Here is a 13,812-nt window from a genome sequence, read left to right on the forward strand (position 1 = left end):
CACCCCCCCCGCGCGGGGGGCGGCGCCCGCCCCGCCCCCCCCCGCCCCACCACCCGCGACGGGCACGCCCGGGTCCTCGTGAACCCGCCGAGGCCCAACGCGGCCACCCCGGCAACCCGCCGCACCCCCGTCGCGCCAAGGCGGAACAGCATCGCGCCGAACCGCCACCCGCCCGGAGGCCGCCGCGGCCCCGCCCGGATGCAGCCCGGCAGGCACCCAATGGCGGCCCGGTGCAGTCGACACCTCCGATGCCGACCACCAAGGGCGCTGCGGTGCAACCGGATTCACGGCCGGTGCCCGCAGCCGGCGAACCGCCGGGTGCGGTTTCCCATATCGGCGTGAAGCCCGGCAAAAAGTCAGCGACCAAGCTGGTTTCGCGACGAGGCTGGCGGCGTTGGTTTCACAAGCTGACGCGCATCAATGTGGGCTTGTCCCGCGACGAGAAATACGACCTGGACCTACGCAACCGGATTCGCCGCAGTCCCCGTGGGGCCTACCAGATTGCCATTTTGGGCCTGAAGGGAGGCGTCGGCAAGACAACGGTGACGGTCGCCCTCGGTTCAATGTTCGCCCAGGTACGGCGAGATCGGATCCTGGCTTTCGACGCCGACGCAAGTTGCGGCAACCTCGCCGATCGAGCCGGGCATCAGTCGGGCGCGACCGTCGCAGATCTATTGGCCGACAAGGACTTAACGCACTACAACGACATCCGCGCACATACCAGCGCGAACGCGGTCAATCTGGAGGTACTCCCGGCCGAGGACTACAGCACGGCCCGGCGGGCCTTCAGCGAAGCGGACTGGCATTATGCGGCCGACGCCGTGTCGAGGTTTTACAACCTGGTGCTGGCCGACTGCGGCGCCGGCTTGTTCGACCCGGTGACCCGCGGCGTGCTCTCGACTGCCTCGGCGGTGGTGATCGTGACCAGCGCATCGATCGACGGAGCCCGGCAGGCCGCGGTCGCGATCGACTGGTTACGCAACAACGGCCACCAGGATCTGCTGTCCCGTGCCTGTGTGGCGATCAACAACGTGTCCCCGGGAGATACCAATATCGCCGTTGGCGAGCTGGTCCGGCAATTCGAGCAGTATGTTCAGCCGAGCCGCGTCGTCGCGTTGCCGTGGGACAAGCACATTGCGGCCGGAACGGAGATTCAGTTGAGCCTGCTGGACCCCGCGTACAAGCGTAAGGTTTTGGAGCTAGCAGCAGCATTGTCCGACGATTTCGACAGGGGTGAACGTCGTTGAGCGCGCCCACCGCTACCGATACTGCTGCCGGCGCTGGCGCGGGAGCCGGCGCGGCCCCGGCGTCTTCGGCCCCCGCCAAGCCCGCAACCACCCGGGTGACGATCCTTACCGGCCGGCGGATGACCGATGTCGTGCTGCCCTCTGCCGCAGCGATAGAAACGTACATCGACGACACCGTCGCGGTGTTGGCCGACATCATTGGCGAAACAACGGCTGACGTCCTGGCCGGTTTCGACTTCGCCGCCCAAGGCTCGTGGACGTTTGCACGCCCGGGAGCCCCGCCGATGCAGGCCGACCTGTCACTCGACGATGCGGTGGTCGTCGACGGATCGCTGCTGACCCTGGTGCCGGTGAGTCGCACCGAGCGCTACCGGCCGCTCGTCGAGGACGTCATCGACGCGATCGCGGTGCTCGACGAATCGCCGGAGTTCGATCGTGCGGCACTGAATCGCTTTGTCGGGGTGGCGATCCCGGCGTTGAGCCTGGCGGTCACGGTGATATCGGCACTCACCTGGGCGAGCACCGGGCGCCACGAGTGGTGGCCACTCGCATTGGGGATCGCGGGAATCGCCTTCCTGGTCGGCAGCTGGGTGGCCAGCAGGTTTTACAAGAGTGCGAATTTTTCGGAAAGCCTGCTGTTGGCCGCGATTCCGCTCATTGTGGTGGCCGTAGGGCTGGCCGTCCCGCGGCCACACGGGGTCTCCTCCCTGGGGCCGCCGCAGTATGCCGGTGGCGCTGCGGCCGTGCTGTTTTTGACGCTGCTGACGCGGGGCGGACCTCGTCGGCGCATCGAAGTTGCCTCCTTCACTGCCGTTACCGCGATCGCGGTCACCGCGGCCACCGTCGCATGGGGGTACGGCTGGCAGCACTGGTTGCCGGCCGGCGCAATTGTGTTCGGGTTGTTCACCGTCACCAACGCCGCCAAGCTGACGGTCGTTGTGGCACGGATCGCGCTGCCGCCGATTCCGGCCCCCGGCGAGACCGTGGAGCATGACGAATTGCTCGATCCCGTTGCGGGCGAAGAGGTCACTGCGGACACGGAAACGCAGAAATGGCAGGCCATCATGGCTTCGGTGCCCGCGTCCTCCCTGCGGCTCACCGAACGCAGCCAGCTGGCCAAACAGCTGCTGATCGGGTTCGTCACGGCCGGCACCCTGCTTCTTGCCACCGGTGTGATCGCGGTGCTGGTACGCGGACATTTCTTCGTGCACACCTTGGTGGTGGCCGCCCTGGTCACGGTGATGTGCGCGTTTCGGGCCCGGCTCTACGCCGAGCCGTGGTGCGCCTGGTCACTGCTGGCAGCCGCCGTCGCCATTCCGATCGGCGTGACCACACGGTTGTGCATCTGGTACCCGCACAGCGCCTGGCTGTTCCTGACCATCTTGTGTGTCACGGGCCTGGTCGCGGTGGCGGTAGTCGGCGCGGCGGCCGGGATCCGCCGCATTACGCCGGTGACGAAACGGACGCTGGAACTGTTTGACGGCGCGGTCATCGCTGCGATCCTTCCCTTGCTGCTATGGATAACCGGCATCTATGACACAGTCCGCAATATCCAATTCTGAGCCGGCTGGCCTTCCGGCGAGGCACCGAGAAATATTGCTGCAGTTGACATGCGGCGACTTCGGTAAAATCCCTGTGATGGGCCCCGGGACAAAGGACTTTGACGATGACTGAATCACTGGTGGTTGATCCTGCTCGTCTCAAGGCCGCCGGGGTCACCTTGCGCGACCAGGTACTGCCCGCGCCTCCCGCCCCGATTTCGGCTGCCGGAGCCGATCCGGTGTCCGCTGCGATCAACGTGACCATGCCGGTCATCGAAGGTCCCGTGGTCACTGGGTTGCCGGATGTCCAAGCCGCCCTTACCAATACTGGATCAAAGATTGTCACCGCGGCCGAGAGATATGCCGAGACCGACCAGCTGCTCGGCGAGCACGTCGGCACGGTGCAGTTCCTGGCCGCCGGCGAACGGCAGCCGACGGACGCCGTGACCGAACAGCCGACAACTGCCGCGGCCCCCCGGCAATTGGGGGCCGAGACGGCCGACAAGAAGACCGACGAGGCATCCGACAAGAAGCCGGACAAGAAGTCCCAACCCACTGCGCCGATCGATGTCAATCAGCTGTCGGCGATGGCGCAGGCGGCCCAACCTCTTACCCAGGGTATGCAGAGCATGATGTCGAGCATGCAGGGCATGGGGACCGCCGGTTCATCGCCGGCCAAGCTCGCCGACGACACCAAAAAGGACGACACGACAACCCCCGACGAGCCCGCGGCCCAATTGGTCGACGCCACAACGCAGGACGCCGAGGGGGCCGCATCGGGCCAGCAGGGGTCGGGCAGCGCTCCAATCCAGCCACCGACCGGCGACCGGCCCGAGACGACTTCCGCCGAGACCGGGCTCTGAAACTCCGCGACACGTTCGGTTCCTTGCCGCAGCCTTCGCCCGCGGCGGGCGCATACGGCTAAGCCGGGCTCAAGATGCGTGGGTCGGCCAGCGCGGCGTTGAGCAACCCGGTGAGGTGTTTCCAGTACAGCCACTCGGCGACCGCGCTGCGTTGAGCCAACGGGTCGGCCTCGGCATGCGCCTCCCTCAGCAGAACCTGCTCGGCGTGAGCCACGTAGGCATGGAACGCTCGCAGGTGTGCTGCCTGACGACCAGAAGCCTTGCTGGCCATCGGCTTCATCACCTCGAACCACAGCATGAACCGATCGTCGGCCTGTGCATCGGCGCCCGCCGACCCGAGTGGCATCTCGGCGAGCAACTCCCCCATTCTCTCCGTCTCCGCGGCAGGCGAGACGAGCACAGCCGCCGCCTCGGGGTCGACCACTGACGCGGGTGCGGGCTGCTGGTCGGCGGCCGGCCCGGCCCCAGCCGGCGCCGGCGACAGCAGCTCGCCCAAGCGTGCGTCGGGCGTCGCTGTAAGCCGTTGTGCTGCTTCGGAATCCACTACCTCCAGCCGCGATCGTCCGACCATGTCACCGGTTTCCGGGATGTCGTCCGGACTCAAGACCATCTTGGGCACCCCGGCGTCGGAATTGGCCAACTGCTCCTGGGTGCCGATGACGGCCCGCAGTGTCTTGTCGTGGTGGTCCGCCCAGCCCCGCACGGCCATCACCGGGTAGGTCGCCCAGCGTGCCCGCTCGGCGGCTGGGATCGTCTCGTCGCCACTGGCCAGATACACCTGCTTGGGCAGCTGCACCCCTTCGGGGATGTAGGCCAGGCCGTAACTGTTGGCCACCACGATCGCGCCGTCGGTCGTCACCCCGGTCACCCAGAAGAACCCGAGGTCCATCCCGCCCCCCAGGTCGGGTGCGTTCAGCGCGGCACCGATGCGGCGCGCCAACTGCAGCGGATCGGGGCCGGCGCGACGCGACGCGTCGGCGGTCGCGGCGTCGGCGATCGCGTCGCGTTCAGCCCGCGCGGCCGACACCGGGACCACCGGGGCCGGCACCACGACAACGACTTCCTCGTCGTCGCCCGCCTGGGAATGCACGGCCTGCGCGGCACGCGGTTTGCTCTTCTGCGGCGTCCCCTTGCTCGCGGCTGGTTGCGTAGCCGCCGACTTATCGCCGGCGCTCTGCGGCCCGTAAGCGCCCGACCGCCCACCCGAGCCGGTGCCACCCGACCCGCCCGATCCCATCGCCCCGGCCGGCACGCCCGTCGCCCCAGGATGTGCACCGGCTCCGGCTTCCCCGGGTCTCGCCGATGCGGGCAACACCCCCGCCGACGCGGACGCCGGGGTCACACCCTTCGGGCCGCCCGCGGCTCCTCCCGGCTGCTGCGCCCCGGCTGCCGGACTCAACGGTGTGGCCGGAGTCGCTGGGGCCAGCGGAGCCGCCGGCCCACCGCCCGGCATGCCCCCCGGGATACCGGGACTGGGCCCGACGGGTGTCAGCGGCGATGGTCCACCCGGCTGTCCGAGGCCGGGTGTGACCGGCTGCAGACCGCCACCGTCCAGCGGCGGCATCCCAGGCGGCGTGGGCCCTCCCGCCCCGGGCGTCCCGGGCGAAGGGAGGCCTCCCCCACCTGGGACGGCCGGCGCGGAGGGTTGCGTGGGCCGGGGGGGCTGCACCGGAGCGTTCGGAACGGTGACGGGGGGTGGTGTTTTCTGGTCGAGCAGATCCTGCAGGGCGTTGGCCGGCGGTTTCCACGACTTGCTCACCAAGACCTGCGCGGCGGTGCCGTCGACGATGCTGACGTTGGCCGCGTGGGTCGCGTTCACCACGGTATTGATCTGGTGGGTCAGTTCCTCGGCGTCCAGGCTGGGGTCGTTCTCCAGCTCGGCGATCGTCCGGTGCGCCGCGACCACATTGTCGGCGACGTCCGACTTGGCCGTCACGACCGTCTGGGCGACATATTTGTGCCACGTGATCACGGTGGCGAGACCGTTTTGCAGCTTCGACATTTCAGCGATGAGCGTGCCGAGTTCGGCGTCGGCGGCACTGGCGGCGCTGCCCGACCAGACACCCCCGGCGAAGATCTCCGCCCGCTGGTACTGGCAGGCATCCATCACATCCGTGGCCTCGCGCAAGACCTGCGTGTACTGCTGGGCCCGGTCGTAGAAGGCCTGCTCGTCGACATCCGGCCACCCACCCGGACTCAGCATGCGGTCGGCATAGCCCCCCGTCGGCTTCGCGACGCCCATCAGCTACTCCTCCGCGCTCGCGGGTTGGCGGTCCGGCGTCCTTGTCGGCTGGTGCCGGACATCATCGTTAATCAGCGTAATCGAGGTTGGGGCAAGGCAACTGCGGCAAAATCAGCGGTCGCCGCCGGTCATGTGCGGTGGTTTGTCGGCGGGACCCTTGCGTGGACGATTACCGATCACGCCCTCCGTCCACGCCCGCTCCTCGGTGTAGAGCGACTCGTCCCCGTCGGCGGACTGCACGCGCTTGCCCTTGCCGCCATCCGACTTGCCTCCGGCGCCGCCCATCGGCATGCCGCCGCCCATGCCGCCGCCCGCACCGGTCGGGAGTCCTTTGCCTAAGCCCGCGGTGGCACCGCCCGGCGCCGCCGCCGCGGGGCGTGACGCCGCACCCCCGGCTCCCGCGTCCTGCAATGGTGTGCCAGGCATGCCCGGCACACCGCCACCGCCCAGTGACGCCGGTTTGACTCCGCCCGCACCCTTTCCGGCCAGCCCGGCCTTCTTCATCGCGTCGTTGACCATCCCCTGCGTGTCCGGCGTCGCCGGTGTTTGCGGACCACCCATGCCGCCCATTGACGGCATGGTGGGCATCATCGGCATCTGCGGGGTGTTGGCCGAGGGGTCGTAGGGATTGGGAATGTCCGGGGTGTTCGGGTCATCACCTTCAGCGCTGGGGGGGTTGATGACGTAGGCGCCGTAAGGAGATGTCGGGTTCAGCGGAGGCAGTGGGATTCCGGCCGTCGATATGTATGTCGATAATGCCGTCTCCGACCTGGTCTGCAGGGTCTTGTACCAATCGAGGGCCGTATATAGATACGGGCTCTTGTTTTGTACGTAATACTTGTACCAGTAATCGCATTGCGATACTTCGTAGGCCGAGGGGTGTTCCCCTTCCAGCGCGTGCGACTCGAAAGATGGGAATGGAACGCCGCTGGGCTGCACTCCACCCGAAGCCCTGACCTTTTTATGTGCATCGGCAACCATTTGAGCCTGTTTGGCCAGCGTCGTGCATAACGTCACCATGCCGAATATCCACTGCTTCTGTGAGGTGAAATTCTGCTCGACCGCCGCCCTCGCGTCACCCTCCCAGTTGACGAACGGCCGGAACCGGTAGGCCAGTTGCTGGAACTGCAGCTGGTAGCGGTTCCAATCGCTGGCACATGCCCGGAAGGCGGTGCCCTGGTCCGGACTTTCGATGGCGGTCGCGGCCTGTCGCACCTCGTAGTAGGGATATTCGAACGGCGGCGGCGGTGGTGGCGGTGGTGGTGGCGCCGGGATGTAATCCGGGTCGCACATCAGCGACATCTGGTCATTCCCGACCGCGGCCACCGTACTTTTCGGGGCCGCGGATGTGCCATCCATTTGTATTGCGTTTATGTCGTCCCCCGCGGCCTCGTCCACCTCCTCATATGCCTTGGCCGCATTCCGCAAGGATTTCGCCAGCGACTTCCATTCCCGCTGACACGCTTGGATATACAGCCTCAACGAATCGGCGTTGATCGCGATTTGCACGGCCGCGTCACGAACAAATGACAGGCTGCATGGCGCCTGTGGGTTGCCGACCGGCAGCGTCGGCATTGGCGCCTCGATCTCGTCGGCTCTCGCCATCAGCTCTTGGTATTCGACGTTCATCGTCTGCGTCATGTCCGCTTATTCTCCTCGGGGCCAAGCGATCGTGCTCGGTAGTTCATTTACCTATCAGCTCAATGTCGATCGGCAACTGACGCTGCCGCGAAGTACCAGTGTTGTTGTGTCGCAACGCGAAGCGGGCCAGCGACCAGTCCTTGGCCGCGCCGATGGGCTCGTCGTTGTCGTCGACCGGCATGTCTGCTGACTACTTGCTTGCACTCAACGACACAACCGCTGATCGGGCGTGTTCACCAACGTGTGGTGCAATCACCAACGACCCCTTTCGTTATGCCGGGCCATGCGGGCGGTGCAGTGGAACGCGAACCGCCGCCGAGTCTCAATCGTAATGCACCAATCTGGGCCGGTGCGCGCCGATTTTCGCACCTTATCGCCGCCGTCTCCGCGGTTTTCTGAATCATTTTTTGGCCAGGTGAGGTGGACGCGGTCGCGCCCACTCCGAATTCAGCTCACCGACATCGCCCGTTCAACCCAAGGTCCCTTTGGTCCATTTTCACGGATCGCGACGACCGGCCGCACGGCATCGGGCTCGAGTGCTCCGGCCTCAATCCCGCGCACGGAAAAAGACGCCGTCCGCCTGCAACACACGACCACTGCGCACGTCCACAAAACCCAGCGCGATACCCGCCAGAACGAAGCCCAAAGACTCCATCAGATCGAGCGCTTCTTGAATGAGCATGTCGCCGTCGTATAACGCCACGAAGGACAGTTCGAGTTGTAGGCCCACGCAACGGTCGTTGATCGTCGACTCACTCCCGGCGATCACCTGCTTCTCGAACCCCTGCACATCGATCTTCAGGAAAACCGCGTCGTCGTGCCGCAGGAGTCGCGGTGCCACAGAATCCAGTCTGCGTATCGCCACGTCTTCGACGCCGACATAGTTTGCCTGCGGAAACACGTCCCGGTGGCTCTGCAGCATGGGCAGGATGGAGCTGCTTGCACCGGCATTTCCGGCGACGTTCATCGCGATCGTTCCGTCGAAGTCACCCAGGGCGCACTGCCGGCACTCCCACAGCGGATCCGCCGACGAACTGCCGGCCAGCCGGGAAAACGGGCCCGCCAAGGGTTCGAACGAAACGATGCGGCCCTTGAAGTCGGCTTGGCGCAGGCGGGTGGCATATTGGCCGGAATTGGCTCCGGCATCGACAACGACATCAACCTTATGTCCCGCGAGTTGATGTACTAAGTGGCGCTGCCAATCTAATTCGGAATGGTAGTTCTTCACGGTCATATTGGCGCGATTCTCGATCCAATAAAAACCCACCGCGCAACACTACATCGGGCCGGGTATATTCGAGGCGGCCGGACTCAGAAGGGACCACGACGATGGCAAGGCCGGCGGAAATCGCGCTTACCGTAAGCAAATTGGGCAAGCACATCGGCGCGCGTATCGATGGGGTACTTCTCGGCGGCGGCCTCGACTCGAGCGTGGTGGATCTGATTCGCGACGCGCTGCTGCGTCACAAGGTGATCTTTTTCCCGGATCAGCACCAACTCGACGATGAACAGCATTTCGCCTTCGCCAAGACGCTCGGCGCACCGATCCGTGTCTACGGCGCCAACGCCATTCCCGGTGGCCCGCCGGGAGTGTCCCTGGTCGACTCCGAGCGCGGCAAGGCGACCCGTTGGCACACCGATCACACGTTCACGCTGAATGTCCCGATGGCCTCGATACTGCGCGCGGTCACGCTGCCGAGTTACGGCGGATCGACCCGGTGGGCATCCACCACCGCGGCCTACGCGGCGCTGCCGGTACCGCTGAAACACCTTGCCGAGAATCTCTGGGCGATGCATAGCAGCAACCGCTTTGACCAACTCGGCTACGTCGAGGGCATGGGCGCCATCCTGACGCCCGGCGGGTTGCCCGTCCCGTATCACGCCTTGGAGGAGACCAACCTGCTGAGCAACGCACTGGGGGCCGCGCGCGAGGAGGAATCGACGTTTCGCGTCGAACACCCCGTCGTCCGGGTACACCCTGGCACCGGCGAGCGGGCGCTGCTGCTCGGGCAGTGGGCGTGCGGCTTCGTCGGTCTTCAGAGCCACGAGTCGCTGGCCCTCTTCGACTTGCTGCAGAGCCGTATCACGTTGCCAGAGAACACCATCAGCTGGGATTGGCATCCGGGCGACGTGGCGATATGGGACAACTACGCCACGCAACACCGCGCCGTCGACGACTACGGCGACGAGCACCGGGTGATGCACCGCGTCGCCTTGATCGGCGAGGTTCCGGTGGATATCCATGGACGCCGCAGTCGGCAGCTCACCGGTGGGACACCCGAATCGATTACGGACTAGAGGGCGGGATCCCATGTCACCCGAGATGCCCGGTGACGGGCTCGAACTCGTTGCCTACGAGCTCCATCGCGCAGACGGTGTCGAGCTCGTGCCGGCTGCACGCGAACGCAACTGGATGAACTCGACCCACCAACGCTTTGCCAATCGATGTTTGCCGCTGCTCATGGCCAACCAAGCCGGCTGGGTCGTCGTCAGCAACGCCCGGGTCCGTGCTCGGTGGAATGGCGGTGCGAGTCCGGATTCCGTTGAGTTCGACTACGACGACGACGCGACGTTTCGTCCGACAAGCCACTTCGGCCACGGGATCATCACCTGGAGTCTCCCGTTCCTGTTCCGCACGCCGCCGGGTTTCAATCTGCTGGTCCGCGGTCCGGTTAACTGCCCCAAGCACGGAATTGCCGCCCTGGAAGGCATCGTCGAAACGGATTGGGCACCTGCGACTTTCACGGTGAACTGGAAGTTCACCCGCCGCCGCGTCTGGGCGACCTTCGAGAGGGGCGAGCCGGTGTGCTTGCTGGTTCCCCAGCGGCGCGGTGAGCTTGACGCGTTCGTCCCGAAAATAGTCTCGATCGCCGCCGCGCCCGATGAATTGCGCGGGTCCTACGACGCGTGGCGTGGCGGTCGCCGCGCTTTCAACGAAGGCCTGAAGCATCCGGGATCACCTGCAAGACAGGCTAGCTGGCAGAAGGACTACTTTCGAGGCAAGTTCCCCGACGGCTCGTCCGCGCCGCAGCATGAAACGCGCATGCAATTGCGGGCTTTCGCTCGGCTGGAAGAAGAGATCTGCGGATGGCCGAGCGACAGTGCCGCGCCGGACGGCGGCGAAACCCCATGAACGGCTTTGCATTGGAACGGGAGTGGCGCGATGGCATTGTTCTGTGCTGATGTCGCCCTCGTCAGCCTTGGGATGTCGTGCCAAGGGGCAATCCAGCTGCAAGTGCACAGATCACTCATCGCCGACATCGTCGGGGCTGAGGCCGTCATCAAAAGGACGCCATTTGATTGGCTGATCTGCCCGCCGATGTCCGCTGCGAAGATGATCGCCGGCGACCGGTACTACCCAGAGCGCATCTCTGAGTTGCACTGCTCGAAGGGGATGCCGCCTCGATGGCCGGCCGTCGGGGACTGCTATTTCTGGCATGAACAGGAAACCGTTGTATCCGAACCGGATACGTTCCTGGCCAAGTTCGCACATACATCGCGGACACTACGCGGCGTAGCGGGCTTCAAACGCCGTATATTTTTCGTGAGCAATACGCAGGACAATCTGGCCGACGAGGTTCAGGCCGTGGCACGTATCCCGGTCACGTTCACCGACCTGGCGATCAATCGCCTCGCGGCAGCGGTATCGCTACGCTTTGCTGCACCGCTTTATGTCGTGTCGACGCCCACACGCCACGAGCTACGTACGCCCGTGAACCTTGACCGACTATTCCTGATGGACGTAGTCCCCGGGATCCGGGGTTCGGATTCGGATTGGTCGGGCGTCTTTCGCGGGATGCTCGAGCGCACCGCATGAAGCTCGACATTCACCTTCAGACCCATTCCGACATCAGCGTGCACGGCGCGCATCGGTACGTCGGCGCGCCCAAGAGCGAGATCATGCTGCGCTGTACGCAGTCGCTCGTCACCTCGATCAATCGATCCGATGGCGACATCATCTTACGGGTCTTCGATGATCACTCGTCGCCCGAGGTTCTGACGACGCTACGTCGGATACTCCGAAACTGCCGGAAGCCAGTCGAATTCATTGCGCTCGGTGCACGAGGCTACAACGCGTCTTGCCTCGCATCCTTTTCCAGCGCGCGCGGCGATGCCCGCGAAGTCGTCTACTTCGTCGAGGACGACTACCTGCACGCCCCCTCGGCGATCCAGGAAATGCTCGATGTCCATGCGTTGTTCCGCGAGACACTCGGCGGCCGCGAAGTCGCGCTGCATCCCTATGACGACCCGAAGAATTATTGGAGCCCGATATTCAGCCGGGAGGACTGCCGCGTCGTGTACGGCACCCGGAGGCATTGGCGCACCAACACGCACACCACGAACACGTGCTGGGTGGAAGTCGAAACCCTACAACGGAATTGGGAGCTCTTTGAGCTGCTCGCCCGCTATTCGAGCACCCCCTACGGCCAGGAGCATCACATCTTCGAGGCTTCGACGATCAACAAGATCTGGCGCGAGCAGGTTGCCCTGTTTACCCCGATACCTTCGCTGGCACTTCATCTTCAGCACGAAGAGCACAGGGACCCGTACCTGGACTGGGAGCAGTGGTGGCGGGCCGCGGCCTATTGATGCGTCAGGTATCGCGGCTCTCGAACAGGTCGCAGTAACTCTGTGGCGCCGCCGATTTGAATTGCCGATACAGCTTGAACCTGACCTCGCCGGCCTGGACCCTCGTGAGCAATTGTTCGAGCCCACCGAAGAGGTCGGCGTGCTGCTCTTCGAGCACCGCAAGGCGTGGACTGGACCGTTCCGCGCGATTCGTGTGCAGAATCCGCAGCGTCAGAACTGACAGCCGATCAACGATGGTGCCGGGGGTTTCGGTGTAGAGCGGTGCACTCTGGTTCAGCTCAACGCGGTCAAGAAGCGTCACGTCGATGTCCTCGATGGCCGCGTTGCGCCGGGTGTTGAGGTCGTCGATGCGGCGCTTTCTGCGGGCCACCTCGCGGTCGTCGGCGCCCTGACGACGAACGGCGTCCTCGTGATGCCACAGGTCGAAATTCAGCGCGTGCAGCCGCAGTGCCTTGGCTGCGATGCCGCCGTCGTTCTCCGATGCCGCGGTGGTGGCTGCCCCGTGCCACGACAGCGCGGTGTCAGGGAACATCCGTACGGCGGAAAGAAGGTCCGCGCTGGCAGAATCCCCAGGTTTCGCAACGGATATCGGGTCCCGCTGCCCGACTAGATCTTCCATCGCGGCAAGTACCTCGTCTACCGTGATGTCCCCCATGGTGCTCCCCTCGACGTGCCGGTGTGGCGCAAACCTGAACCCCCACAGCGCGGCCTCGGTCGGGCCGAAGAGTCCGACGCCCGGGACCCGCGCCAGATCGGCGGCATGCAGCATGGCGGAGTCGATCCCCAGGAAAAGGTCCGCGCTGGCGACCAAGCCCATCGCGAGGTCGAGTGGCAGCCCGAGATGGGGAAAGACGCGGTCGCGCTCGCGCCCGACGTTGAGCTCCTCGTGTCCCATCCCGACCACCCAGGCCACGAAATCGCGATGCCGCGTCAGGAACCTGTCCAGCACATCGACGAATCTCGTTGCAGGCCAATGCTTTTTTTCCCAGTTGGTGTCGGCGTGCACGACGAGGACCTTCACGCCTGCTGGCACCGCGGCACGAATTGCTCGGACTTCGTCCTGCACTGCCGGGGGCAGCGGCACCGGGTATGCGTAGCTTTCGATCCGCAGCGCCGGATCGAACAACCGCGCCAACTTGAACGTCACGTCGGCCGAGTGCGGCAGGTCCCTCGGGACAACGATGTCGTAGTCGTCCGTCGGGAAACCGACGCTCCACGTGGGAGCCAGGCGCCGCCATAGAAACCGGGCAAGACCGTTCGACGGCGTGTCCCACGGCACTGCGTTCAAAAACAGATCAACAGTGCCGATCTCGGTCGCGAGGGCTTCGTAATCGAGAGTCCGCCCTGTGTGTCCCCCGATTGCGGGTCCTGCCGGAACTACTCCCGTGATGTCGACAAAGCGAGGGCTGACCTCCCGGAAGCACAGATCGAAGGCGGTCTTGGGGCACATCAGCGTGAGAGGGGCGGCAAACATCTCGGCCAAAGCCCGCAGCGTTGGCAACGTCAGAACGGAGTCACCGATAAACATTGAGAAATACACAGCCGGGTTGCGTGCCTGCAGCAGATGGCTCAGCGTGCCGCGCTGTACATCCAGCGACCGGCCGCCCCGCAGCACCGTCATTTCACTCAACCCGACCAACCTCCAGCCAGAGCGTAGGCGCTGCAGCAAGGATCTCGCATGGTCATCA

At 65.2% G+C, this 13,812-nt stretch carries 12 protein-coding genes; 7 read left to right on the plus strand and 5 right to left on the minus strand.

Going from position 1 to position 13,812, the window contains the following annotated elements:
- The 3 genes from MNAB215_RS08390 to MNAB215_RS08400 all read left to right on the plus strand — a co-directional run.
- The coding region (locus MNAB215_RS08390; protein WP_131829093.1) for a MinD/ParA family ATP-binding protein at positions 1-1,247 on the plus strand (1,247 nt) is incomplete at its 5' end.
- Positions 1,244-2,809, plus strand: coding sequence for a type VII secretion integral membrane protein EccD (gene eccD, locus MNAB215_RS08395; protein WP_217348923.1), 1,566 nt, complete (start codon positions 1,244-1,246; stop codon positions 2,807-2,809). The genes MNAB215_RS08390 and eccD, both read left to right, overlap by 4 nt.
- A 104-nt stretch (positions 2,810-2,913) precedes the next feature.
- Positions 2,914-3,651: a hypothetical protein gene (locus tag MNAB215_RS08400; RefSeq protein WP_077078526.1), complete on the plus strand. Its 738-nt coding sequence runs from the start codon at positions 2,914-2,916 to the stop codon at positions 3,649-3,651.
- A gap of 58 nt (positions 3,652-3,709) precedes the next feature.
- Here the strand turns inward: MNAB215_RS08400 and MNAB215_RS08405 are convergent, their stop codons facing one another.
- From MNAB215_RS08405 to MNAB215_RS08415, 4 genes are all read right to left on the minus strand, one after another.
- On the minus strand, positions 3,710-5,893 hold the full coding sequence (locus MNAB215_RS08405; RefSeq protein WP_077078527.1) for a hypothetical protein: 2,184 nt from the start codon (positions 5,891-5,893) through the stop codon (positions 3,710-3,712).
- Positions 5,894-6,004: 111 nt separating this feature from the next.
- Positions 6,005-7,534 (minus strand): EspB family ESX-1 secretion system-associated protein, encoded by a 1,530-nt coding sequence (espB, locus tag MNAB215_RS30485; RefSeq protein WP_077078528.1) that lies wholly within the window; start codon positions 7,532-7,534, stop codon positions 6,005-6,007.
- A 43-nt stretch (positions 7,535-7,577) separates the two neighbouring features.
- A complete protein-coding gene (locus tag MNAB215_RS29660) occupies positions 7,578-7,715 on the minus strand; it encodes a hypothetical protein (protein WP_165691551.1) in 138 nt (45 codons plus the stop codon).
- Positions 7,716-8,081: 366 nt separating this feature from the next.
- Positions 8,082-8,768, minus strand: coding sequence for an FkbM family methyltransferase (locus MNAB215_RS08415; RefSeq protein WP_077081882.1), 687 nt, complete (start codon positions 8,766-8,768; stop codon positions 8,082-8,084).
- Between the two features lie 95 nt (positions 8,769-8,863).
- Between MNAB215_RS08415 and MNAB215_RS08420 the strand changes: the two genes are divergently transcribed.
- Genes MNAB215_RS08420 through MNAB215_RS08435 form a run of 4 tightly spaced genes read left to right on the plus strand, consistent with a single transcriptional unit; the run spans position 8,864 to position 12,124 of the window.
- Positions 8,864-9,832: a TauD/TfdA dioxygenase family protein gene (locus MNAB215_RS08420; protein ID WP_077078529.1), complete on the plus strand. Its 969-nt coding sequence runs from the start codon at positions 8,864-8,866 to the stop codon at positions 9,830-9,832.
- Between the two features lie 13 nt (positions 9,833-9,845).
- Positions 9,846-10,667, plus strand: a complete 822-nt coding sequence (locus MNAB215_RS08425) for a DUF6065 family protein (RefSeq protein WP_077078530.1) — start codon at positions 9,846-9,848, stop codon at positions 10,665-10,667.
- A 30-nt stretch (positions 10,668-10,697) separates the two neighbouring features.
- Complete coding sequence (locus MNAB215_RS08430) at positions 10,698-11,351, plus strand: hypothetical protein (RefSeq protein WP_077078531.1); 654 nt, start codon at positions 10,698-10,700, stop codon at positions 11,349-11,351.
- Complete coding sequence (locus MNAB215_RS08435; protein ID WP_077078532.1) at positions 11,348-12,124, plus strand: hypothetical protein; 777 nt, start codon at positions 11,348-11,350, stop codon at positions 12,122-12,124. Before MNAB215_RS08430 ends, MNAB215_RS08435 begins: the two co-directional genes overlap by 4 nt.
- Before the next feature lie 4 nt (positions 12,125-12,128).
- On the opposite strand, the gene MNAB215_RS08440 is transcribed toward MNAB215_RS08435, so the two are convergent.
- Positions 12,129-13,745, minus strand: a complete 1,617-nt coding sequence (locus tag MNAB215_RS08440; RefSeq protein ID WP_077078533.1) for a DUF4254 domain-containing protein — start codon at positions 13,743-13,745, stop codon at positions 12,129-12,131.
- Between the last annotated feature and the right edge of the window lie 67 nt (positions 13,746-13,812).

Source organism: Mycobacterium numidiamassiliense (assembly GCF_900157365.1).
Classification (GTDB): domain Bacteria; phylum Actinomycetota; class Actinomycetes; order Mycobacteriales; family Mycobacteriaceae; genus Mycobacterium; species Mycobacterium numidiamassiliense.

Excerpts from the sequence above, each read along its gene's own strand:
- MNAB215_RS08400 (WP_077078526.1), top strand. The coding sequence starts at position 2,914 with ATGACTGAATCACTGGTGGTTGATCCTGCTCGTCTCAAGGCCGCCGGG.
- MNAB215_RS08405 (WP_077078527.1), bottom strand. The coding sequence starts at position 5,893 with ATGGGCGTCGCGAAGCCGACGGGGGGCTATGCCGACCGCATGCTGAGT.
- espB (WP_077078528.1), bottom strand. The coding sequence starts at position 7,534 with ATGACGCAGACGATGAACGTCGAATACCAAGAGCTGATGGCGAGAGCC.
- MNAB215_RS29660 (WP_165691551.1), bottom strand. The coding sequence starts at position 7,715 with ATGCCGGTCGACGACAACGACGAGCCCATCGGCGCGGCCAAGGACTGG.
- MNAB215_RS08415 (WP_077081882.1), bottom strand. The coding sequence starts at position 8,768 with ATGACCGTGAAGAACTACCATTCCGAATTAGATTGGCAGCGCCACTTA.
- MNAB215_RS08420 (WP_077078529.1), top strand. The coding sequence starts at position 8,864 with ATGGCAAGGCCGGCGGAAATCGCGCTTACCGTAAGCAAATTGGGCAAG.
- MNAB215_RS08425 (WP_077078530.1), top strand. The coding sequence starts at position 9,846 with ATGTCACCCGAGATGCCCGGTGACGGGCTCGAACTCGTTGCCTACGAG.
- MNAB215_RS08430 (WP_077078531.1), top strand. The coding sequence starts at position 10,698 with ATGGCATTGTTCTGTGCTGATGTCGCCCTCGTCAGCCTTGGGATGTCG.
- MNAB215_RS08435 (WP_077078532.1), top strand. The coding sequence starts at position 11,348 with ATGAAGCTCGACATTCACCTTCAGACCCATTCCGACATCAGCGTGCAC.
- MNAB215_RS08440 (WP_077078533.1), bottom strand. The coding sequence starts at position 13,745 with ATGACGGTGCTGCGGGGCGGCCGGTCGCTGGATGTACAGCGCGGCACG.